Annotated in this window: 20 protein-coding genes and 2 pseudogenes; 15 read left to right on the top strand and 7 right to left on the bottom strand. The window is 71.5% G+C overall.

From position 1 onward, the window contains the following. Window positions 1–38: 38 nt before the first annotated feature. From ACEXOX_RS31735 to ACEXOX_RS31725, 3 genes and pseudogenes are all read left to right on the top strand, one after another. Window positions 39–2320, top strand: a pseudogene (locus ACEXOX_RS31735) (heavy metal translocating P-type ATPase). A gap of 246 nt (window positions 2321–2566) precedes the next feature. Then, window positions 2567–3505, top strand: coding sequence for a beta-ketoacyl-ACP synthase III (locus tag ACEXOX_RS31730; RefSeq protein WP_406524448.1), 939 nt, complete (start codon window positions 2567–2569; stop codon window positions 3503–3505). 102 nt (window positions 3506–3607) lie between these two features. Further along, window positions 3608–4033, top strand: coding sequence for a VOC family protein (locus ACEXOX_RS31725; protein ID WP_406524447.1), 426 nt, complete (start codon window positions 3608–3610; stop codon window positions 4031–4033). A 145-nt stretch (window positions 4034–4178) separates the two neighbouring features. On the opposite strand, the gene ACEXOX_RS31720 is transcribed toward ACEXOX_RS31725, so the two are convergent. From ACEXOX_RS31720 to ACEXOX_RS31710, 3 genes are all read right to left on the bottom strand, one after another. Then, complete coding sequence (locus ACEXOX_RS31720; protein ID WP_406524446.1) at window positions 4179–4400, bottom strand: hypothetical protein; 222 nt, start codon at window positions 4398–4400, stop codon at window positions 4179–4181. 65 nt (window positions 4401–4465) lie between these two features. Continuing rightward, on the bottom strand, window positions 4466–5377 hold the full coding sequence (locus ACEXOX_RS31715) for a glutaminase (RefSeq protein WP_030017251.1): 912 nt from the start codon (window positions 5375–5377) through the stop codon (window positions 4466–4468). A 10-nt stretch (window positions 5378–5387) separates the two neighbouring features. Continuing rightward, the gene (locus ACEXOX_RS31710; protein WP_406524445.1) at window positions 5388–6197 is read right to left on the bottom strand and encodes a helix-turn-helix domain-containing protein; all 810 of its coding nucleotides are present in this window, start codon (window positions 6195–6197) and stop codon (window positions 5388–5390) included. Between the two features lie 106 nt (window positions 6198–6303). Here ACEXOX_RS31710 and ACEXOX_RS31705 point away from each other — a divergent pair, with 106 nt between their 5' ends. From ACEXOX_RS31705 to ACEXOX_RS31695, 3 genes and pseudogenes are all read left to right on the top strand, one after another. Continuing rightward, a complete protein-coding gene (locus ACEXOX_RS31705; protein WP_030017253.1) occupies window positions 6304–6537 on the top strand; it encodes a hypothetical protein in 234 nt (77 codons plus the stop codon). 165 nt (window positions 6538–6702) lie between these two features. After that, window positions 6703–7296 (top strand): N-acetylmuramoyl-L-alanine amidase, encoded by a 594-nt coding sequence (locus ACEXOX_RS31700; protein ID WP_406524444.1) that lies wholly within the window; start codon window positions 6703–6705, stop codon window positions 7294–7296. Window positions 7297–7399: 103 nt separating this feature from the next. Continuing rightward, a pseudogene (locus ACEXOX_RS31695) lies at window positions 7400–8316 on the top strand (1-aminocyclopropane-1-carboxylate deaminase/D-cysteine desulfhydrase). 67 nt (window positions 8317–8383) lie between these two features. Here ACEXOX_RS31695 and ACEXOX_RS31690 read toward each other — a convergent pair. After that, a complete protein-coding gene (locus ACEXOX_RS31690) occupies window positions 8384–9988 on the bottom strand; it encodes a Na+/H+ antiporter (protein ID WP_406524443.1) in 1605 nt (534 codons plus the stop codon). A 110-nt stretch (window positions 9989–10098) separates the two neighbouring features. Here ACEXOX_RS31690 and ACEXOX_RS31685 point away from each other — a divergent pair, with 110 nt between their 5' ends. The 4 genes from ACEXOX_RS31685 to ACEXOX_RS31670 all read left to right on the top strand — a co-directional run bounded on the left by ACEXOX_RS31685 (window position 10099) and on the right by ACEXOX_RS31670 (window position 12728). Continuing rightward, a complete protein-coding gene (locus ACEXOX_RS31685; RefSeq protein WP_406524442.1) occupies window positions 10099–10359 on the top strand; it encodes a UBP-type zinc finger domain-containing protein in 261 nt (86 codons plus the stop codon). Window positions 10360–10571: 212 nt separating this feature from the next. Next, the gene (locus tag ACEXOX_RS31680) at window positions 10572–11060 is read left to right on the top strand and encodes a GNAT family N-acetyltransferase (RefSeq protein WP_406524441.1); all 489 of its coding nucleotides are present in this window, start codon (window positions 10572–10574) and stop codon (window positions 11058–11060) included. A 269-nt stretch (window positions 11061–11329) separates the two neighbouring features. Continuing rightward, window positions 11330–11743: an anti-sigma factor gene (locus ACEXOX_RS31675; protein WP_003985353.1), complete on the top strand. Its 414-nt coding sequence runs from the start codon at window positions 11330–11332 to the stop codon at window positions 11741–11743. A 43-nt stretch (window positions 11744–11786) separates the two neighbouring features. Beyond that, the gene (locus ACEXOX_RS31670) at window positions 11787–12728 is read left to right on the top strand and encodes an RNA polymerase sigma factor SigF (RefSeq protein WP_406526533.1); all 942 of its coding nucleotides are present in this window, start codon (window positions 11787–11789) and stop codon (window positions 12726–12728) included. Between the two features lie 198 nt (window positions 12729–12926). On the opposite strand, the gene ACEXOX_RS31665 is transcribed toward ACEXOX_RS31670, so the two are convergent. Further along, window positions 12927–13475, bottom strand: a complete 549-nt coding sequence (locus tag ACEXOX_RS31665) for a hypothetical protein (protein ID WP_406526532.1) — start codon at window positions 13473–13475, stop codon at window positions 12927–12929. A 175-nt stretch (window positions 13476–13650) separates the two neighbouring features. Here ACEXOX_RS31665 and ACEXOX_RS31660 point away from each other — a divergent pair, with 175 nt between their 5' ends. Both ACEXOX_RS31660 and ACEXOX_RS31655 read left to right on the top strand, forming a co-directional pair. Further along, on the top strand, window positions 13651–14619 hold the full coding sequence (locus tag ACEXOX_RS31660) for a diacylglycerol kinase family protein (RefSeq protein ID WP_030017263.1): 969 nt from the start codon (window positions 13651–13653) through the stop codon (window positions 14617–14619). A gap of 320 nt (window positions 14620–14939) precedes the next feature. Beyond that, window positions 14940–15197 (top strand): WhiB family transcriptional regulator, encoded by a 258-nt coding sequence (locus ACEXOX_RS31655; RefSeq protein WP_003983230.1) that lies wholly within the window; start codon window positions 14940–14942, stop codon window positions 15195–15197. Between the two features lie 500 nt (window positions 15198–15697). On the opposite strand, the gene ACEXOX_RS31650 is transcribed toward ACEXOX_RS31655, so the two are convergent. Continuing rightward, window positions 15698–17167: a sensor histidine kinase gene (locus ACEXOX_RS31650; RefSeq protein WP_406524440.1), complete on the bottom strand. Its 1470-nt coding sequence runs from the start codon at window positions 17165–17167 to the stop codon at window positions 15698–15700. Window positions 17168–17594: 427 nt separating this feature from the next. Then, a complete protein-coding gene (locus tag ACEXOX_RS31645) occupies window positions 17595–18239 on the bottom strand; it encodes a TetR/AcrR family transcriptional regulator (protein ID WP_406524439.1) in 645 nt (214 codons plus the stop codon). 80 nt (window positions 18240–18319) lie between these two features. Here ACEXOX_RS31645 and ACEXOX_RS31640 point away from each other — a divergent pair, with 80 nt between their 5' ends. From ACEXOX_RS31640 to ACEXOX_RS31630, 3 genes are all read left to right on the top strand, one after another. After that, window positions 18320–19075 carry a glucose 1-dehydrogenase gene (locus ACEXOX_RS31640; RefSeq protein WP_406524438.1) on the top strand — a complete coding sequence of 252 codons (756 nt, stop codon included), beginning with the start codon at window positions 18320–18322 and terminating at the stop codon, window positions 19073–19075. A gap of 324 nt (window positions 19076–19399) precedes the next feature. Beyond that, on the top strand, window positions 19400–19741 hold the full coding sequence (locus ACEXOX_RS31635; RefSeq protein ID WP_406524437.1) for a transposase: 342 nt from the start codon (window positions 19400–19402) through the stop codon (window positions 19739–19741). A 129-nt stretch (window positions 19742–19870) separates the two neighbouring features. Further along, window positions 19871–20329, top strand: a complete 459-nt coding sequence (locus ACEXOX_RS31630; RefSeq protein WP_406524436.1) for a hypothetical protein — start codon at window positions 19871–19873, stop codon at window positions 20327–20329. The last annotated feature ends 2 nt before the right edge of the window (window positions 20330–20331 follow it).

The raw sequence follows: 20331 nt of genomic DNA, 5'->3' as shown, positions 1-20331 counted from the left end.
ACGACCCTCCGCCGTCACCCCGCCCCCAAGGAGCAGCCATGACCACCACCGTCGGCGAGCACGGCATCGAGCTGGAGATCGGCGGCATGACCTGCGCCTCCTGCGCCGCCCGTGTCGAGAAGAAGCTCAACCGGATGGACGGCGTCACCGCCACCGTCAACTACGCGACCGAGAAGGCGAAGGTCACGTACGAGGACGGCGCCGGGATCGAAGTCGCCGACCTGATCGCCACCGTCGAGAAGACCGGCTACACGGCCGCCGTCCCGGAGCCCCCGGCCCCCGCACCGCCGCCTCCGGATCCCGACGCGGGGCCGGTACCGGCCCCGGAAGCGGGCGCCGACCCGCTCGCGTCGCTGCGGCAGCGCCTGACCGTCTCGGTGCTCCTGGCCGTGCCGGTGATCCTGATGGCGATGGTCCCGGCGCTGCAGTTCACCAACTGGCAGTGGCTGTCGCTGACCCTGGCGGCGCCGGTGGTGGCGTACGGCGCCTGGCCGTTCCACAAGGCCGCCTGGACCAACCTGCGGCACGGTACGGCCACCATGGACACCCTGGTCTCCATGGGCACGCTCGCCGCGCTCGGCTGGTCGCTGTGGGCCCTGTTCTTCGGCCACGCCGGGATGCCCGGCATGACCCACCCGTTCACGCTGACCATCGAACGCGGCGACGGCGGCAGCAACATCTATCTGGAGGCCGCGGCCGGGGTCACCGCCTTCATCCTGGCCGGACGCTACTTCGAGGCCCGCTCCAAGCGGCGGGCCGGGGCCGCGCTGAAGGCGCTGCTGGAGCTGGGCGCCAAGGACGTCGCGGTGCTGCGGGACGGGCGCGAGGTGCGCGTACCGGTCGGTGAGCTGGCGGTCGGCGACCGGTTCGTGGTCCGTCCGGGCGAGAAGATCGCCACCGACGGCACGGTCGTGGACGGGTCCTCCGCCGTGGACGCCTCGATGCTCACCGGCGAGTCCGTTCCCGTCGAGGTCTCCCCGGCGACCCGGTCACCGGCGCCACCGTCAACGCGGGCGGCCGGATCGTCGTCGAGGCGACCCGGATCGGCGCCGACACCCAGCTGGCCCGGATGGCGCGGCTGGTCGAGGACGCGCAGAACGGCAAGGCCGCCGCCCAGCGCCTGGCCGACCGGATCTCCGCCGTCTTCGTCCCGGTCGTCATCGCGCTGGCCCTCGGCACCCTGGGCTACTGGCTGGCCACCGGTGCGGGCGCCGTCGCCGCGTTCACCGCCGCGGTCGCCGTACTGATCATCGCCTGCCCGTGCGCCCTGGGGCTGGCCACGCCGACCGCGCTCATGGTCGGCACCGGCCGCGGCGCCCAGCTCGGCATCCTGATCAAGGGGCCCGAGGTCCTGGAGACCACCCGCCGCGTCGACACCGTCGTCCTGGACAAGACCGGCACGGTCACCACCGGCGCGATGACCCTCACCGGTGTCCACCTGGCCGAGGGAGTGGCCGAGGCCGAGGCGCTGCGGCTGGCCGGTGCCCTGGAGCACTCCTCCGAGCACCCCATCGCGCGGGCCATCGCCGCCGCGGCGGCCGAGCGTACGGGGGAGCTGCCCGCCCCCGAGGACTTCGCGAACGTACCCGGGCTCGGCGTCCAGGGCGTCGTCGACGGCCACGCCGTCCTCGTCGGCCGTACCTCGCTCCTCGCCGAGTGGGCCGTCGAACTGCCCGCCACCCTGGCGGACGCCAAGACCGCCGCCGAGGAGGCCGGGCACACCGCGGTCGCCGTCGCGTGGGACGGGGAGGCGCGCGCCGTGCTCGTCGTCGCCGACGCGGTCAAGCCCACCAGCGCCGAGGCCGTCCGGCGGCTGCGCGCCCTCGGCCTCACTCCGGTGCTGCTGACCGGCGACAACGCGGCCGTCGCCCGCTCGGTCGCCGCCGAGGTCGGCATCGACGCGGAACACGTGATCGCCGATGTGCTGCCCGAGGACAAGGTCGCGGTCGTCCAGCGCCTCCAGAAGGAGGGCAGGTCGGTGGCCATGGTCGGCGACGGTGTCAACGACGCGGCCGCCCTCGCCCAGGCCGACCTGGGCCTGGCGATGGGCACCGGCACGGACGCCGCCATCGAGGCGGGCGACCTGACGCTGGTACGGGGCGACCTGCGTGCCGCAGCGGACGCCATCCGCCTCGCCCGCCGCACCCTCGGGACCATCAAGGCCAACCTCTTCTGGGCCTTCGGCTACAACGTCGCCGCGCTGCCGCTGGCCGCCGCCGGGCTGCTCAACCCGATGATCGCCGGAGCCGCGATGGCCTTCTCCTCGGTCTTCGTGGTGGCCAACAGCCTCCGGCTGCGCCGGTTCGCACCGCTCGGCTGAGCGACGGACGACGGGAGAACCGAGAGCGGGGCCCCGGCCGGCCCGTACCGCGGAGCGCTGTACGGGCCGGGCGTCGTCGTGCGCGGGATCACGATCCCGGCCCGGAGCCGCCGGAAGCGTCCGCCGCACGCCGTCCGTGGCTTCCCTCCAGTTCTCGCCCCCGAAGATTGGCGGTTCTCGCTACGTCCTCAGCAGCCGCGCCCCCAACACTGGACGGAAACCGTCCGCACACGCTCAGGGGATCCCATGACGGGCTCACGCGTCCTGTCTCTCGGCCACTACCAGCCCTCCGAGGTGCTCACCAACGACGACCTCGCGAAGATCGTCGACACCGACGACGCCTGGATCAGCAGCCGTGTGGGCATCCGCACCCGGCATGTCGCGGCCCCCGACGAGAGCGTGGACGCGATGGCGGCCGCCGCGGCGGCCAAGGCGCTCGCCGCCAGCGGCCTGACCTCCCAGGACATCGACCTCGTCCTGGTGGCCACCTGCACGGCCGTCGACCGCAGCCCCAACACCGCGGCGCGGGTCGCCGCCCGGCTCGGCCTGCCGGCCCCCGCCGCCATGGACCTCAACGTCGTCTGCGCGGGCTTCACCCACGCGCTGGCCACCGCCGACCACGCCATCCGGGCCGGTTCGGCCGTCAACGCGCTGGTCATCGGCGCCGAGAAGTTCACCGACGTGGTCGACTGGTCGGACCGTTCGACCTGCGTGCTCGTCGGGGACGGCGCGGGCGCCGCGGTCGTCACGGCGGCGGCGGAGCCGGAGATCGGCCCGGTGCTGTGGGGTTCGGTCCCGGAGATGGGCGGCGCGGTGCGCATCGAGGGCAGCCCGGCCCGGTTCTCCCAGGAGGGCCAGGCCGTCTACCGCTGGGCCACCACCCGGCTCCCGGCCATCGCCCGCCAGGTGTGCGAGCGCTCCGGCATCGAGCCGGAGGACCTGGCCGGAGTCGTGCTCCACCAGGCCAACCTGCGGCTGATCGAGCCGCTCGCGGAACGCATCGGCGCGGTCAACGCCGTGATCGCCCGCGATGTCGTCGAGTCCGGCAACACCTCGGCCGCCTCCGTACCCCTGGCCCTGTCCAAGCTGGTGGAGCGGCGGGAGATCCAGTCCGGCGCCCCGGTGCTGCTCTTCGGGTTCGGCGGCAACCTGTCGTACGCGGGGCAGGTCATCCGGTGCCCGTGACACCCGTGGCGGTACCCGTCCCGCGCCCGTAGCGGCACGCGTACCGTACCGGTGTCCGATTCGTTCAAGACCGGGCCGTCCGGCGCTCCCTACGCTCCCCGTATGAGCAACGAAACGCACCCTTCCCCCGGTTCCACCACACCGCGCCTGGCGGCGATCGGCATCGTCGTCGCCGACATGGCGGCCTCGCTCGCCTTCTACCGCCGCCTGGGCCTGCCGGTCCCGGCGGAGGCCGATTCCGCCCCGCACGCCGAGGCGGCGCTGCCCGGCGGTCTGCGTCTGATGTGGGACACGTACGCCGTCGCGCGCTCCATCGATCCCGGGTGGACGCCGCCGGGTTCCGGCACCCCTACGGGGCTGGCCTTCGAGTGCGCGGGCCCGGCCGAGGTCGACAAGGTGTACGGGGAACTGACCGCCTCCGGGTACGTCGGCGAGAAGGAACCGTGGGACGCGCCCTGGGGGCAGCGGTACGCGGTGGTCCAGGACCCGGACGGGCATGGAGTGGATCTGTTCGCCGCGCTGGCGTAGGCGTGGGCCTACGGGAGCACGCGAGTACGGAGCGCCCCGGGCCGGCCGCCGCGAGTACGGGCCCCCGAAGCCCGCCACCGCGAGTACGGGGTACCCCGGAGCCCGCCACCGCGAATACCGGGTACCCCGGAGCCCGCTGCCTCGGCTACACCACCTCGCGCAGGTACAGCGCCCCGCAGGAGTGGCAGAAAGGTTCGCCCGCAGCCGTGCCCCAGGCGTCCGAAGGCTGCACCGCCGCATCCGGTCGCAGTTCGCGTCCGCACATCGACTGGGTACCGTCCAGCCGCACCATGTGCCACAGCTTCACCGGGGCACCCTCCTGCGGCGAGCCGCCCTCCGCGTACTCGGCGCGCATCTCGTGCTCCATGGCGACGCACCTCCTCGTCCCCACGATGCGCCCGGGGCGCCGCCGCCCGCCACCGGGCGGCCGGCTCAGAACACCGACCAGCCGGTCAGCGACGTGAAGTGGTCCAGCGCCGCCGCGCCCGCGACCGAGTTGCCGCGGCTGTCCAGGCCGGGGCTCCACACGCACAGCGTGCAGCGTCCCGGTACGACCGCGACGATCCCGCCGCCGACACCGCTCTTGGCGGGCAGCCCCACCCGGTACGCGAACTCCCCGGCCGCGTCGTAGGTGCCGCAGGTCAGCATCACCGCGTTGATCCGCTTGGCCTCGCGGGCCTCCAGCAGGCGGCTGCCGTCGGCGCGCAGGCCGTGCCGGGCCAGGAACCCGCCGGCCGCCGCCAGGTCGCGGCAGCTCATCTCGATCGAGCACTGCCAGAAGTAGTGCTCGATGACGCTGGGGACGGGGTTCTCCAGATTGCCGAAGCTGGCCATGAAGTGGGCGAGCGCCGCGTTGCGGTCGCCGTGTTCCGCCTCGGAGTCCGCCACGGCCTGGTCGAAGGCGAGGTCCGGGTTGCCGCTCTCCTCGCGCAGGAAGTGCAGCATCGTGGTGCTGGCGTCGCCGGTCAGCGTCTGCAGCCGGTCGGTGACGACGAGCGCGCCCGCGTTGATGAAGGGGTTGCGCGGTACGCCGTTCTCCCACTCCAGTTGCACCAGCGAATTGAACGGCGTGCCCGACGGCTCGCGGCCGACCCGCTTCCAGATGTCCTCGTTGTCGTTGGCCATGACCAGCGCCAGCGAGAAGGTCTTCGATATGGACTGGACGGAGAACGGGACCTCCCAGTCCCCCACCCCGTACACCTCGCCGTTGATGTCGGCCACCGCTATGCCGAAGCGGTCCGTCGGCACCTTTTCCAGTGCCGGTATGTAATCGGCAACCTGCCCATGTCCGACATACGGCCTCGCAAAGGCCGCTACCTCCTCAAGAACGGCCTGGTAGTCCATGACGGACAAGCTACCCCGGGGCCACGATCACCCCCAGCGGGGCCCCCGCCAGCGCTTTCACCTCACGCGCCAGGTGCGCCTGGTCCGCGTACCCGGCGCGGGCCGCCACCTCCGCGTACGGCATTCCACCGCGGGCCAGTTCCAGCGCGCGGCCGAGGCGCAGCACCCTGGCCAGCATCTTGGGCCCGTACCCGAATGCCTCCAGACACCGGCGGTGCAGCTGCCGCCCGCCGACGCCCACGGTCCGGGCGACCTCCGCAACGGACCGGCCGCGGCCGAGCGCCGCGGCGATCGCGTTCCGCGCGGGGTCGGCCGGGCCGGCGGCCTCCCGGAGGCGGTGTACGGCGATCTCCTCCAGCACCCGTCCGGGTGAATCGGTCCCGGCCACCGTTCCGGCCAGCCGGTCCACCAGGCTCCGGGGCCACAGCTCCTCCAGCGGCACCCGCTGATCGCGCAGCACGTGCGCCGGCACGCCGAAGACGGCAGGCCCCTGACCGGGGGCGAAGCGCAGTCCGACGGAGTTCTCCCCCGGCCGTACGACAGGGGTGTACGCGCTGGTGTCCGGCCCGGCCACGATCAGCCGGCCACCCCACCAGAGCAGGTCAGTGCAGCCGTCGGGCAACACCCGCTGCGGCGCCGGTGCCGGGCCGCCGGGCGCGCGCTTCACCCAGACGACCGCACCGGGCAGCCGCGCGGCCCGCTCCCGGTACCCGCCCAGGTCCGCGGCCGCGCCTTGGCCGACGCCCTGGTCACCGCCCTGGTCCGCGCCCGGGCCCGCCCCCGGGGCCTCGTCCGCGGCCCCCTCCGTGCCCCTGTTCACCTCATCAGCCTGGCACGGGAACGCGGGTAACGTCCGGACCGTTGATCCGGTACGGCACCGCGACGGCAGCGGGGCCGTCCGCCCCCCAACCTCACCGGAGGCAGCAATGGCAGGCTTTCTCGACCGCGCCAAGGAGCAGGCACAGAGCGCGCTGAACCAGGGCAAGCAGAAGGTCGACGAGGTCCAGCAGCAGCGGGCCGGCAACGATCTGCTGAAGAAGCTGGGCGCGGCCTACTACGCGGAGCGTCGTGGCAACGGCTCCGCCGACGCCACCCAGGAGGCGCTGAGCGCGCTGGAGGCCCACATCGCCACGCACGGTGACGGCTTCCTGCGCGGCTGAAAGGCGGCGCCTGCCGCGACTGAAAGCGGTGGATAGCGGCTGAAACCGCTCGCTCACCCGCTCGTACACGCGACGAACGGCTGGTCTGTGACCTGGCGTTCCAGTACAAGCGTTTTATGAGGCGGTGCGCGGTCGGCGGCCGCCGCGCACCGAACGGAGTCGGCCATGGCCCCACCCATGTCCGCGAACACCTTCATCAAGGCCCTCAGAGACGAGGGCCTGGAAGTCGTCGAGGTCGGCGAGTGGCGTACGCACAACCGCGAGGGCCACGGTGACTGGGGACCGGTGCACGGTGTGGTGATCCACCACACCGTCACGTCCGGGACCGAGAGCACCGTCCGCCTGTGTTACGACGGCACCTCGGCGCTGCCGGGTCCGCTGTGCCACGGCGTGATCACCAAGGACGGCCGGGTGCACCTGGTCGGCTGCGGGCGCACCAACCACGCGGGCAGCGGTGACCGCGACGTGCTGAACGCCGTGATCGCCGAGCGGACGCAGCTGCCTCCCACCAACCAGTACAACGCCGACGGCAACGTCCACTTCTACGGCTTCGAGTGCGAGAACCTGGGCGACGGCAAGGACCCGTGGCCCGAGGCCCAGCTGGAGGCCGTCGAGAAGGCCGCGGCGGCGCTGTGCCGGGTCCATGGCTGGAACGAGTACTCGGTCGTCGGCCACCTGGAGTGGCGCGCGGACAAGATAGACCCCAAGGGCTTCACGATGAAGGACATGCGCGCCCGTATCGGCGCCCGCCTGAAGTAACACCCGCAGCACACGTACCACTCGTACCAGCCGCTCTGTCCGTACCATCCGTACCACCCGTCGGCAGGTGAAGCAGCGCCCGCCGGCACGCGACAATGGCCGGGTGACCTCCGCCGTCCCCGACCTCGCCGCACTGCGGCCGCGCCTGCCGTCCCCCTCCAGCACATCGAGGACGGACGGTTCGCGCGCCGCGGTGTGCGGCTGCTGCTCAAACGGGACGACCTGATCCACCCCGAGCTGCCCGGCAACAAGTGGCGCAAGCTGGAGCTGAACCTGCGGGCGGCTGCCGAGGCCGGGGAACACACACTGCTCACGTTCGGCGGTGCGTACTCCAACCACCTGCGTGCCACCGCCGCGGCCGGCCGCCTCCTGGGATTCGCGACGGTCGGCGTCATACGCGGCGCGGAACTGGCGGACCGGCCGCTGAACCCCTCCCTGGCACGCTGCGCCGCCGACGGCATGCGCCTGCACTTCGTCGACCGCGCCGCCTACCGTCGCAAGGCCGAGCCGGAGACCGCCGCCGCGCTCCGGGAACGCTTCGGCCCGCACTACGCCGTACCGGAAGGCGGCAGCAACGCCCTCGCCGTCCAGGGCTGCACGGCCCTGGGCCGGGAGCTGCACGGCGCGTCGGACGTCGTCGCCGTCGCCTGCGGCACCGGCGGAACGCTGGCGGGCCTGGCCGCCGGCCTGGCGCCGGACCAGCGGGCCCTCGGCATACCCGTCCTCAAGGGCGGCACACCGCACTTCCTCGCCGCGGAGACCGAACGCCTCCAGTACGCGGCCTTCGGCGGCCGGCGCGGCACCTGGGACCTGGACGACCGCTTCCACTGCGGCGGTTACGCCCGCCGCACCCCCGAACTGGACGCCTTCGCCACCGACTTCGAGGCCCGGCACGGCATACCCCTGGAACGCCTCTACGTCGCCAAGCTCCTCCTGGGCCTGACGACCCTGGCCGAGGAGGGCGCCTTCCCGCCCGGCACCACCGTCACGGCGGTCGTGACGGGGGCTCCGGCTCCCTGACTCGCGCCCCGTAATGCGCGACCCCGCGCCCCGCGCCCCGCAAGGCGACGCCCCCGTGCCCGCCGCCCTAGTCGGCCCCCTCCCGGTATGCCGCGGCCTCCTCCAGGTCCAGCCGCTTCAGCAGCACGCTCATCATCTCGTCGTCGATCCGCCGCTCGTCCCGCAGCCGTACGAACACCTTGCGCTCCGCGTCGATCATCTCCCGCGCCAGCCGCCGGTACGTGTCGTCCGCCGACTCCCCCGTGGTCTCGTGGACCGTGCCCAGCCGCTCCCACACCGCGTTGCGCCGCCGTTCCATGACCGTGCGCAGCCGGTCGGCCAGCGGCCCCGGCAGCGCGTTGCGCTCGTCCTCCAGCAGCTCCGCCAGCCGCTGCTCCGCGGCTCGTGACGCCTCGTTCTGCGCCTGTGCCTCGGCCAGCGTCTCGCCCTGTACGTCGCGCGCGGGCAGCCGCAGCGCGCGGATCAGGGGCGGCAGGGTCAGCCCTTGGACGGCGAGGGTGCCGATGACGGTGGTGAAGGTCAGGAAGAGCACCAGATTGCGCGCCGGGAACCCGTCGCCGGAGTCCTGGACGGTCACCGGGATCGAGAAGGCGATCGCCAGCGACACCACGCCGCGCATCCCGGCCCACCCGACGATCACCGGTGCCTTCCAGTTCGTACCGGGTTCGCGGGTACGGATGCGTGCGGACAGCATCCGCGGCAGGAAGGTCGCGGGGAAGACCCAGACGAAGCGCGTGAGCACCACCACCAGGAAGACCACGACGGCATACCAGGCGGCCTGGGCGCCGCTGAACTCCCCGAGCCCGCGCAGGACGACCGGCAGTTGCAGACCGATCAGCGCGAACACCGACGACTCCAGCACGAAGGAGACCATCTTCCACACGGCCTCCTCCTGGAGCCGCGTCTCGAAGTCGACCTGCCAGGAGCGGTGCCCGAGGTAGAGCGCGACCACCACGACCGCCAGCACTCCGGACGCCCCGAACTCCTCGGCGACCTGGTAGGCCACGAACGGGATGAGCAGCGACAGGGTGTTCTCCAGCAGCGGCGCGTCCCGCAGCCGGCAGCGCAGCCAGTGCAGCGGGATCATCAGCACCACCCCGACGCCGATGCCGCCGAGCGCCGCGACCGCGAACTCGCGGATGCCGTCGGTCCAGGTCGCGCCCACCCCCGCGGCGGCGGCCACCGCCACCTTGTACGCGGTGATCGCGGTGGCGTCGTTGACCAGCGACTCGCCCTGGAGGATGGTCGTGATCCGGTTCGGCAGGCGCAGTCTGCGGGCGATGGCGGTGGCGGCCACGGCGTCCGGCGGCGCGATCACCGCGCCGAGGACGAGCGCCGCCGCCAGCGGCAGGTCCGGGACGACCAGGTACGCGACGTACCCGACGGCGACCGTCGCGAAGAGCACGTATCCGACCGACAGCAGCGCCACCGGCCGCAGGTTGGCCCGCAGGTCCAGGTAGGAGCTTTCCAGGGCTGCGGTGTGCAGCAGCGGGGGCAGCAGCAGCGGCAGCACGATGTGCGGATCGAGCGTGTAGTCCGGTACCCCCGGGATGTAGGACGCCACCAGGCCGGTGACGACAAGCAGCAGCGGCCCCGGTACGGGCGTGCGCCGGGCGGCGCCGGCGACCGCCGCGCTCCCCGCGACCAGCAGCAGTAGTGGCATCACGTCCATCGGTCCAACCCGTCCTGTCCTGTCCTGTTCCACCGGGGCGGCGCGCGCCACCCCTGTCGCCGTCGCGGCCGCCTGTGCCGCGCCCGCTCCGGCGATCTAACCTGGCAATCATGAGCGAGTGCCCGCATGTTCCCTGTCTGCCGCGCCCCGAGCCCGCCGCGCTGAGCGCCACCTGCCCCGAGTGCGAAGCGGTCGGCAGCCACCCCGTACAGCTGCGGCTGTGCCTGGAGTGCGGACACGTCGGCTGCTGCGACTCCTCGCCGTTCCGGCACGCCACGGGCCACTTCGCGGCGACCGGCCACGCGGTGATGCGCTCGTACGAGCCGGGCGAGAGCTGGCGGTGGTGCTTCGTCGACGAGACCGTCGTCTGAGCCGACGGCGCGACCGGCGACCGGGCCGGCGGACCGTGAGAGCCGACGCCGGGACCATCGGCCGGGCCGGCGGACGGTGAAAGCCGGTGGACCGCCTTCCGAGCAGCCCCCGCGGCGCCTTCCGTCCCCTTTGGGCGCCTTGCGCGGGCCCGGTCCGGCGGGATCACCGCACCCCCGGGCCGGATGTCAGTGCCGCCCGCTAGCCTTCAGGCATGATCCGCACCGCGACGGTCGACGACGTACCCGTCATCCACACGATGATCCGCGAGCTGGCCGAGTACGAGCGGGCCCGGGAGTCCGCGAAAGCCACCGAGGCGCAGTTGCGCGAGGCGCTCTTCGGCGCGCATCCGGCGGCGTTCGCGCTCATGGCGGAGGACGTCGAGGGGCCGGTCGGCTTCGCCCTGTGGTTCCGGAACTTCTCGACGTGGGCGGGCACGCACGGTGTCTATCTGGAGGATCTCTACGTCCGTCCGGAGGCGCGCGGCGGCGGTCACGGCAAGGCGCTCCTCGCGGCGCTCGCGGAGATCTGCGCGGAGCGCGGCTACGAGCGTTTCGAGTGGTCAGTCCTGGATTGGAACGAACCGTCCATCGGTTTTTACCGGTCGATCGGCGCCGAACCCATGGACGGATGGACCGTCTTCCGGCTCACTGGAGATGCACTGCACAACCTTGCGGGCGTCTCGAACGTCAACGCAGCGTAACTAGTTCCGATTTGGCAGTGCAGACCCCTAGCCACTGTCCGTACCCGTAGGCTTACAATGAGTGACAGTCGTAGGACTGCGGGACGCTGTGAGACCACCCGTCGCACCGGAAGCCGGCGCTGCCTCTTCCGGGCGACATCGCCCCGCGGATCGCGATAGCGTCGCAGGCGAACCATGTGCCGCGCCGGATCGTTCTCCTCTTGTCACGAGAGGGGCCGCGACCGGCGCGAATATCAGCTCAACCAGCTTGTGTCACCTTGGAGGTGAGGGTGTCCCAGATCGCAGGCGAGCCCGGGACCCAGGACTTCGTGGAAGTCCGGCTGCCCGCTGCGGGTGCCTACCTGTCGGTGCTGCGTACGGCCACGGCCGGACTCGCAGCCCGCTTGGACTTCACCCTCGACGAGATCGAGGATCTGCGCATCGCCGTGGACGAGGCGTGCGCGATTCTTCTGCAACAGGCCGTGCCCGGCTCCGTACTGAGCTGCGTCTTCCGCCTGATCGACGACGCGCTGCAGGTGACCGTCTCGGCCCCGACGACCGACGGCCGCGCCCCCGAGCGCGACACCTTCGCCTGGACGGTGCTCTCCGCGCTGGCCGGCAAGGTCGACTCCACCGTCGCGGAGGACCGTACGGTCACCATCAGCCTGTACAAGGAGCGCGGCGCCGGTCCCGGACCGTCATGACCGAACAGGGGGCCCCGTGAAGGATCTTGAAAGCGGCACGCGGATGGCGCCCGTCACGGCCATCCCCGAGCAGCATCATGCCCGGCCGCAACCGGTGGGCGCGGATGACCACGGCGGCCGTTTGGACGCGGCGGAGCAGGCAGAGCGGGCGGACCACATGGACCAGAGCGAGAACAAGCGGACCGAGCGCGATCCGCACACCCCGCACCACCCTCATGACCCTCACGACCCCCATGACCGCAGCGGCGCGCGGGCGATGTTCTACGAGCTCCGCAAGCTGCCCGACGGATCGGCGGAGCGCGCCGAGCTGCGCAACACGCTCGTACGGATGCATCTGCCGCTCGTCGAGCACCTGGCCCGGCGCTTCCGCAACCGCGGCGAGCCGCTGGACGACCTGACCCAGGTCGCCACCATCGGCCTGATCAAGTCCGTGGACCGCTTCGACCCCGACCGCGGCGTGGAGTTCTCCACGTACGCCACGCCCACGGTCGTCGGCGAGATCAAGCGGCACTTCCGCGACAAGGGCTGGGCGGTCCGGGTGCCCCGCCGCCTCCAGGAACTGAGACTGTCGCTGACCACCGCGACCGCCGAGCTCTCACAGCGCCACGGCCGCTCCCCCACGGTCCACGAGCTGGCCGAGCACCTCGCGATCTCCGAGGAGGAGGTCCTGGAGGGCCTGGAATCGGCCAACGCGTACAGCACCCTGTCCCTGGACGTACCGGACACCGACGACGAGTCACCGGCCGTCGCCGACACCCTGGGCGCCGAGGACGAGGCGCTGGAGGGCGTCGAGTACCGCGAGTCGCTCAAACCGCTGCTGGAGGACCTGCCGCCGCGGGAGAAGAAGATCCTGCTGTTGCGCTTCTTCGGCAACATGACCCAGTCGCAGATCGCCCAGGAGGTCGGCATCTCCCAGATGCACGTCTCCCGCCTGCTGGCCCGCACCCTGGCCCAGCTCCGCGACAAGCTCCTGGTGGAGGAGTAGCCCGGCAGCACCTGCACCCGTCACCCGCATGTGCACCACCGCCACCGCCCCGGCCTCGATGTCCGAGCCCGGGGCGTCGTGCGTGGGGCGCCGCGTGCGGGGCCTCGTACGGCGGGCGCGGATTCCGTACGGCGTACGTCACATGCGGGGCGTCGTACGGGGCGCCCGCGGTCGGGAGCGCACCTCGGACGCCGTCCCTCACTCCCTCGGGGTGATCCCCAGCGCCTCGGTGGCCGTCGGATTCACCAGCAGCCCGAGTACGGCGATCGCGACCACCGCCAGACCGACACCGGCCGCGATCAGCGCGCCACCGCCGTTGATCAGCGTCCAGGCCACCGGGAACGCCACGATCTGGGTGATCAGCGAGGGCCCGCGGCTCCAGCGGCGCCGCAGCCACAGCCCGCGCGCCGCGACCAGCGGCAGCACCGCCAGCGCGATCACGGTCAGGCCGCCCGTCTCCGCCTGCCGCGGACTGTCGGGCGAGCCGGCCAGCCCGTCGACGAGCATGTAGATGCCGAGGGCGGCCAGCGCCACACCCTCGACGGCGGTGAGCACCGCGGCGGCACTGAGCCGGGCCGGCCGCGGCCCGCTCGGTCCGGAGGAGGCAGTCGCGCCGGCCTTGGCGTCCGGCCGCTTCCCGCCCGCCTTCCCGCCCGAACCGCCCTTCCCGGCCTTCTCCGCCTTCGCAGGCTTCTCGGCCTTCCCGGACTTTCCGCCCGATCCGGCCTTGGCACCCCCGGCCTGCACGTTCTCCCCGTCCGGCTTACTGCCCCGTGTCGCCTCGGCCGGCCGGGAGGGCTTGGCCGCCTTGGCCGCGGGCCGTTTCTGCTTACTGCTCACCCCAGCAGGGTAGCCCCGGGACCCCCTCCGCACGGCGGGCAGGGAGTGGGTCGGGTACCGGCAGGTAGGTACCCTGCTGCACATGCGCGCACTTCTCGTGGTCAATCCCGCAGCTACCACCACCAGTGCGCGTACGCGTGAAGTGCTCACCCACGCGCTGGCCAGCGATCTGAAGCTGGAGGTCGCCGAGACCCGCTACCGCGGACACGCCCGGGACCTGGCCCGGCAGGCGGCCGAGGGCGGGCAGATCGAGCTGGTCGTCGCGCTCGGCGGCGACGGCACGGTGAACGAGGTCGTCAACGGTCTGCTGACGCACGGCCCCGCCCCCGAGTCCCTTCCGCGCCTGGCCGTCGTCCCCGGCGGCTCCACCAACGTCTTCGCCCGGGCCCTCGGTCTGCCCAACGACGTGGTCGAGGCGACCGGCGCCCTCCTGGACGCGCTGCGTGACGGCAGCGAACGCACGGTCGGCCTGGGGCTGGCCGCCGGCACGCCGGGCACGGAGGACGAGGGCGTACCGGCCCGCTGGTTCACGTTCTGCGCGGGCTTCGGTTTCGACGCGGGCGTGGTCGGCCGGGTCGAACAGCAGCGGGAGCGGGGCAAGCGTTCGACGCACTCGCTCTACATGCGGCAGGTGCTGCGCCAGTACGTCGGCGAGTCGAACCGCCGGCACGGCACGATCACCCTGGAGCGCCCGGGCGAGGACCCGGTGGAACAGCTGGTCATGTCGATAATCTGCAACACCGCCCCCTGGACCTACCTGGGCAATCGCCCGGTCTACCCGGCCCCGGCGGCCTCCTTCGACACGGCGCTCGACGTGTTCGCCCTGTCCAAACTGTCCGCATCCGCGGTGACCCGTTACGCGACCCAGCTCCTGGCGTCAACACCGGAGCGCGGCCCCCGGGGCAAGCATGTGGTCTCGCTCCATGACTTGACGGACTTCACCTTGCATTCGCAGGCGCCACTGCCCTTCCAGATGGACGGTGACCACCTGGGACTCCGTACGAGCGTGACGTTCACAGGCGTTCGCCGTGCACTGCGTGTGATTGTGTGAGCAGTAGGGCCTAAAGTCCTTTCAGTCGAACGTTTAGGCTGACTTCCACCCCCTAGAAGTACGGCTGTGACCTAGGCGACACCAAGGAATCAAAAAAAGTTTCCGGAAGGGGTTGTATCCGCCGCCGAGGTTTGCGAGTCTCTTCATGGCGATCGGGACGGCCGTTTCTACCGGCCCCCTTGAGAGCCCGAATCCTCCTCCTCATTCTTCAGGACCGCACCAGTTCTCAACTGGGGTTCGGCCCTTCCCTTGTGGAGGGATTCGTGAAAGCGTTCACATTCACAAGCAACGATCCCGTCACACGAGGAGATGGAGCAGCCATGGACTGGCGTCACCGCGCCGTTTGCCGCGAGGAAGACCCCGAGCTCTTCTTCCCCATCGGCAACACCGGTCCTGCGCTGCTGCAGATCGAGGAAGCCAAGGCCGTCTGCCGCCGCTGCCCCGTCATGGAGCAGTGCCTGCAGTGGGCGCTTGAGTCCGGCCAGGACTCCGGCGTCTGGGGTGGTCTCAGCGAAGACGAGCGCCGCGCCATGAAGCGCCGTGCAGCTCGCAACCGGGCGCGCAACGCCAGCGCCTGACCGCCAGACGCCCCCGTGGCCCCCGAGCCGCAGCGCGCAGTACCCCCGATGCTCCCCCAGCGCCCTGAGCGCCTGGGAGCTCCCCACGCAACGTGAGCTTTGAGCCCCGGACCGGATAGGTCCGGGGCTTACTGCTGTCCGGACCCGCCGGCCTGCGGCTCACCGCCGACCCGGCGCACCCCGCCCACCCGGCGCACCCCGCCCTCACCCTTGCCTGCCACCCTCGCCCTTGCCGCCCTCGCTCCAACCTCCGCCCGCACCCCCGACGCGCCCCGCCCCGCCTTCGTCCGCGCCTCCGGAAAGGTCCGGACCTTCATCTCCCGGGCGTCCCTGGTGACTTACCCCACCCCGGCGTTGTCCATTCGCCGCCCCCGCCGTCACTCTTCCGTTACGTCGTTCTGCTGTACGGCCATTCGGCGGACCAGGTGCACCGCGCGGTATTTTCTCCGTATTTCCCGAATTCCACGCGCTCGCCGCTCACTTGATGAGCGGTGTCTTCATCAGTGCTTCTCGGCGCGTACGGGAATGTCGAGAATCACCTGGGTGCCCCGTTCGGCTCCGGGCACCATGTCGAACTTTCCGCCCAACTCGCCCTCCACGAGCGTACGGACGATCTGCAGCCCGAGATTGCCGGCCCGGTGCGGGTCGAACCCGTCCGGCAGGCCGCGGCCGTTGTCCTGAACCGTGACCAGCAGACGGGGTTCCGTACGGCTGCCGCCGCGGACCGCGCCCACCTCGACGGATCCCTGGTCACCCGGCACGAAGGCGTGTTCGAGGGCGTTCTGCAGGACCTCCGTGAGGACCATGGAGAGAGGGGTGGCGACCTCGGCGTCGAGTATGCCGAAGCGGCCCGTACGACGCGTGGTCACGGCGCCCGGCGCGATCTCGGCGACCATCGCCAGCACCCGGTCGGCGATCTCGTCGAACTCGACCCGCTCGTCCAGGTTCTGGGACAGTGTCTCGTGCACGATCGCGATCGAACCGACCCTGCGTACGGCCTCGTTGAGCGCCTCGCGCCCCTGTTCGGAGTCCATCCGGCGGGACTGGAGGCGCAGCAGGGCGGCGACGGTCTGCAGATTGTTCTTCACCCGGTGGTGGATCTCCCGGATGGTGGCGTCCTTGGTGATCAGTTCCCGTTCGCGGCGCCGGAGTTCGGTGACGTCGCGCAGCAGGACCAGCGAACCGATGTGGGTGCCCTTGGGCTTGAGCGGGATGGCGCGCAGCTGGATCACCCCGTCCTCGCCCTCGACCTCGAACTCCCGGGGCGCCCAGCCGCTGGCCAGCTTGACCAGCGCCTCGTCGACGGGGCCGCGCGCGGGCGCCAGTTCGGCGGTGGTCTGGCCCAGGTGGTGTCCCACGAGGTCGGCGGCGAGGCCGAGGCGGTGGTAGGCGGACAGCGCGTTCGGGCTGGCGTACTGGACGACGCCGTCCGCGTCCAGCCGGATCAGCCCGTCGCCGGCCCGCGGCGAGGCGTCCATGTCGACCTGCTGGCCGGGGAAGGGAAAGGATCCTGCGGCGATCATCTGGGCGAGGTCCGAGGCGCTCTGGAGGTACGTGAGCTCCAGCCGGCTCGGCGTCCGTACCGTCAGCAGGTTCGTGTTCCGCGCGATGACGCCCAGCACCCGGCCCTCGCGGCGCACCGGGATCGACTCGACACGTACCGGCACCTCCTCGCGCCACTCGGGATCGCCCTCCCGTACGATCCGTCCCTCGTCCAGGGCGGAATCGAGCATCGGGCGGCGGCCGCGCGGAACGAGGTGGCCGACCATGTCGTCCTGGTAGGAGGTCGGCCCCGTGTTGGGCCGCATCTGGGCGACGGACACGTACCGCGTGCCGTCGAGGGTGGGCACCCACAGCACGAGGTCGGCGAAGGACAGGTCGGAGAGCAGCTGCCACTCCGAGACCAGCAGGTGCAGCCACTCCAGGTCGGAGTCGCTGAGGGCGGTGTGCTGGCGTACGAGATCGTTCATGGAGGGCACGCCTTGGAGCCTACCGGCGTACGGTGTAGGTGTTGTCCTTGCAAGGCCATGGACAGATCTGATTGGTCTAGTCCACAATGAGTCGGTACCGCACCCCGCGAGGGGCGCGGCCTCAGGGCCCGCGGTACCGGCACAGACTTCGCGAACCTCCAGAAACCTCCGCTCTCCCCGCACAGGAGAGCGGAAAGAGGCCCGAGCGCTCTCTGCCCTGACTGCGCGACGGCCTCCGGTCGACCGGCCTCTGGGCAGGCGGATGTTCCTACCGCACGTGGGGCGCCTCCTGCCGCCGGGCCGGCCGATGAAGCTCCGGGCTGCGGTGCCGGACAGGTTGAGGGTCCTGTCCCGGCGCCGCGGCCCGCGGGTGTTTCCGGACCGACAGACTTCCACCCCACTCCACCTCACCCCCTCCCCCTTTCCCCTACGCCTCCCGCGCCGAGCCGCCCTCCCCTTCCTCATCGCTCCGGCCGGCGGGCCAGGCGGCCATCGCGAGTTCGGCGACCCGCTCCAGGGTCGTACGGTCCGCCCCGTCCCGCGCCTGCTGCGACATGCCTTGGAGCACGGTCGCGCCGTAGGTCGCGAGCGCGTGCGCGTCGATGTCACCGGGCAGCTCACCACTGCGGATGTCCTCCCGGATCCGCCCTTCGAGCAGTTCCACGGTCTGCGCGCGGCGTCCCTGAAGGCTGCGCATGACCTCTTCGGACTGCACCGTGCAGTTGGTGGCGGCCGTGATGATCATGCAGCCGCGCGGATAGCCCGGGAGGGTGTGGAAGGCCGCCGCCTCGTGCAGCATCCGCGCCACGGCCCGGCGCGCCGTCGGCTCCTCGGTCAGGGCCTGGCCGGAGAAGGCGCCGAAATCCCGGACGTACGCCTCGACCGCCTCCTCGAAGAGCGTCCGCTTGTCACCGAACGCCGCGTACAGGCTCGGCGCCTTGATGCCCATGGTCTCGGTGAGGTCGGCGATCGACACGGCTTCGTAGCCGTGTTCCCAGAAGGCGCGCATCGCCTGCTCCAGGGCCGTCTCGCGGTCGAAGGACCGGGGCCGCCCACGCTGTTTCGTTGCCATCCCCCAATTCTATAGCGCTCGCTACGAAAACCCTGCTACGGTCTTTCTATAGCAACCGATACAGAAAAGGGGGCGCGGTCATGGGCGTGCTCACAGGCAAGACGGCGCTGGTCACGGGCGGCAGCAGGGGCATCGGCCGGGCGATCGCCGAGCGGCTGGGGCGGGACGGCGCGCTGGTAGCGGTGCACTACGGACGCGACGAGGCGGCGGCGAAGGAGACGGTGACGGCGATCGAGGAGGCGGGCGGCCAGGCCTTCGCTCTCCGCGCCGAACTGGGCGTGCCGGGTGACGCGGCGGCACTGTGGTCCGCGTTCGACGCCCAGACGGAGGGCTTGGACATCCTGGTCAACAACGCCGGCATCGACGGCCGGCGCGAACCACTGCCGGGCGTCACCGAAGAAGACTTCGACCGCGTCTTCGCAGTCAACACGAAGGCTCCGTTCTTCGTCACCCAGCTGGGCCTGGCGCGACTGCGCGACGGCGGCCGCATCATCAACATCTCTACGGTCCTCACCCGCGGCGCCGCCTCCCCCGAGCTGATCGCCTACTCGATGACCAAGGGCGCCCTCGACGTCTTCACCTCGACCCTCGCCAAGGACCTGGGCCCCCGCGGCATCACGGTCAACGCGGTCGCCCCTGGCGTGATCGACACCGACATGAACGCGGCCTGGCTCCGCGACGATCCGGAGGCATGGCGGACGTCCGCGGAGATATCTCCCCTGGGCCGCGTCGGCGAGCCCCGCGACATCGGCGACATCGTCGCTTTTCTGGCCTCGGACGACAGCCGTTGGATCACGGGCCAGTGGGTCGATGCGACGGGGGGTGCGCTGTTGTGACGGGGAGGGGGCTGCTCGCACGGGGGTGCTGCGCTGACGGGTGGACTGTGACGGGGATGTGCGACGGGCGTCTGCCCTGACGGGAGGGCTGCTACAAGGAGAGAACTGCCTAGAGGGGGTCTGCGACTGGGGCTGCGCTGCTCTAACCGGGGGCTGCCATGACGGAGAAGGGCTGTCGCGACTGGGTGGTGCTGTCGTGTTGGAGAGTGCATTGCTCTACCAGGGTGGCGCTGCTCTGATGGGGAAGGATCCACGGCTCTATCTCGTTTCTGATGGCTCTTGTCGGCGGGTTGGACCCCGCTCGGGTCCGGGCAGGCGTCGGGCATGGTGCTACGACATGAGCTGACCGATGCGCAGCGGCAGGCGATCGAATCACTGTTGCCGGTCAACGGCCGGCCCGGCGGGCAGTGGGCGGATCACCGGACGGTGGTCAACAGGGTGCTGTTCCGGATCCGTACCGGGGTGCCCTGGCCAGATCTGCTCGAACGGAACGGCCCCTGGCAGACCGTCTACGAACACCATCGGCGCTGGTCGGCGGACGGCACCTCGCAACGCATCCTGAGTGAGCTGCACATCGAGGACGACGCTGGTGGCCCCGACGGTGCACTGGTCCGTGATCTGAAGCGGGAGTGGGAGTGGGCGGCGAACATCGACTCCACCTCCTGAACCTCCTGCCGGCCCCACCAGCACACGGCCGAGGCCCGGCACCGGCCCTCGGGCGACGTCTCACAAAACGGGGCCGGAGGCGAGTGAAAGAACGGAGGACGTGAGGTCCTGGGGGGCTCCCGGGGCGGATTGATCAGCAAGGTGCATCTGCTGGCCGGCGGCCCGCCCGCCCGTCCGCTGACCTGCAAGGCCGCCCCGGGGCAGCAGTCCGACAGTCCCCTGCTCAAGCCCGTCCTGGAGGGGCTGCCGATCCGGCGGTGGGGGCCGGGCCGCCCGCGCTGCTCCGAACCGTCTGCGAGGGGACAAGGCGTATTCAGCCGCACCAACCGCTCCTGCCTGCACCGCCGGAACTCCAAGACGACCATCACCGAACCGGCCGACCAGCGGGCCAACCGCCGGCGCCCCGGCCGGGCCAGCGGCCACCCACCGGCCTTCAGCACCAGCCAGTACCGGCAGCGCAACGCGGTCAAGCGATGCGTGAGCAAGTGCAAGCAGTCCCGCACAGTGGCCACCCACTACGACAAACGCGCGCACATCTTCAACGGCGCCCTGACCACAATCGTCATCGTCATCGTCATCGTCATCTGAGC

The organism is Streptomyces sp. Ac-502 (assembly GCF_045222935.1).
GTDB lineage: Bacteria > Actinomycetota > Actinomycetes > Streptomycetales > Streptomycetaceae > Streptomyces > Streptomyces monomycini.
This window is presented reverse-complemented; position numbering and strand designations above follow the sequence as displayed.

What these genes read in the sequence shown, in the direction of transcription:
- ACEXOX_RS31730 (WP_406524448.1), top strand. Translation starts at nt 2,567, where the DNA reads ATGACGGGCTCACGCGTCCTGTCTCTCGGCCACTACCAGCCCTCCGAG.
- ACEXOX_RS31725 (WP_406524447.1), top strand. Translation starts at nt 3,608, where the DNA reads ATGAGCAACGAAACGCACCCTTCCCCCGGTTCCACCACACCGCGCCTG.
- ACEXOX_RS31720 (WP_406524446.1), bottom strand. Translation starts at nt 4,400, where the DNA reads ATGGAGCACGAGATGCGCGCCGAGTACGCGGAGGGCGGCTCGCCGCAG.
- ACEXOX_RS31715 (WP_030017251.1), bottom strand. Translation starts at nt 5,377, where the DNA reads ATGGACTACCAGGCCGTTCTTGAGGAGGTAGCGGCCTTTGCGAGGCCG.
- ACEXOX_RS31705 (WP_030017253.1), top strand. Translation starts at nt 6,304, where the DNA reads ATGGCAGGCTTTCTCGACCGCGCCAAGGAGCAGGCACAGAGCGCGCTG.
- ACEXOX_RS31700 (WP_406524444.1), top strand. Translation starts at nt 6,703, where the DNA reads ATGGCCCCACCCATGTCCGCGAACACCTTCATCAAGGCCCTCAGAGAC.
- ACEXOX_RS31690 (WP_406524443.1), bottom strand. Translation starts at nt 9,988, where the DNA reads ATGGACGTGATGCCACTACTGCTGCTGGTCGCGGGGAGCGCGGCGGTC.
- ACEXOX_RS31685 (WP_406524442.1), top strand. Translation starts at nt 10,099, where the DNA reads ATGAGCGAGTGCCCGCATGTTCCCTGTCTGCCGCGCCCCGAGCCCGCC.
- ACEXOX_RS31680 (WP_406524441.1), top strand. Translation starts at nt 10,572, where the DNA reads ATGATCCGCACCGCGACGGTCGACGACGTACCCGTCATCCACACGATG.
- ACEXOX_RS31670 (WP_406526533.1), top strand. Translation starts at nt 11,787, where the DNA reads ATGGCGCCCGTCACGGCCATCCCCGAGCAGCATCATGCCCGGCCGCAA.
- ACEXOX_RS31660 (WP_030017263.1), top strand. Translation starts at nt 13,651, where the DNA reads ATGCGCGCACTTCTCGTGGTCAATCCCGCAGCTACCACCACCAGTGCG.
- ACEXOX_RS31655 (WP_003983230.1), top strand. Translation starts at nt 14,940, where the DNA reads ATGGACTGGCGTCACCGCGCCGTTTGCCGCGAGGAAGACCCCGAGCTC.
- ACEXOX_RS31650 (WP_406524440.1), bottom strand. Translation starts at nt 17,167, where the DNA reads ATGAACGATCTCGTACGCCAGCACACCGCCCTCAGCGACTCCGACCTG.
- ACEXOX_RS31645 (WP_406524439.1), bottom strand. Translation starts at nt 18,239, where the DNA reads ATGGCAACGAAACAGCGTGGGCGGCCCCGGTCCTTCGACCGCGAGACG.
- ACEXOX_RS31640 (WP_406524438.1), top strand. Translation starts at nt 18,320, where the DNA reads ATGGGCGTGCTCACAGGCAAGACGGCGCTGGTCACGGGCGGCAGCAGG.
- ACEXOX_RS31635 (WP_406524437.1), top strand. Translation starts at nt 19,400, where the DNA reads ATGGTGCTACGACATGAGCTGACCGATGCGCAGCGGCAGGCGATCGAA.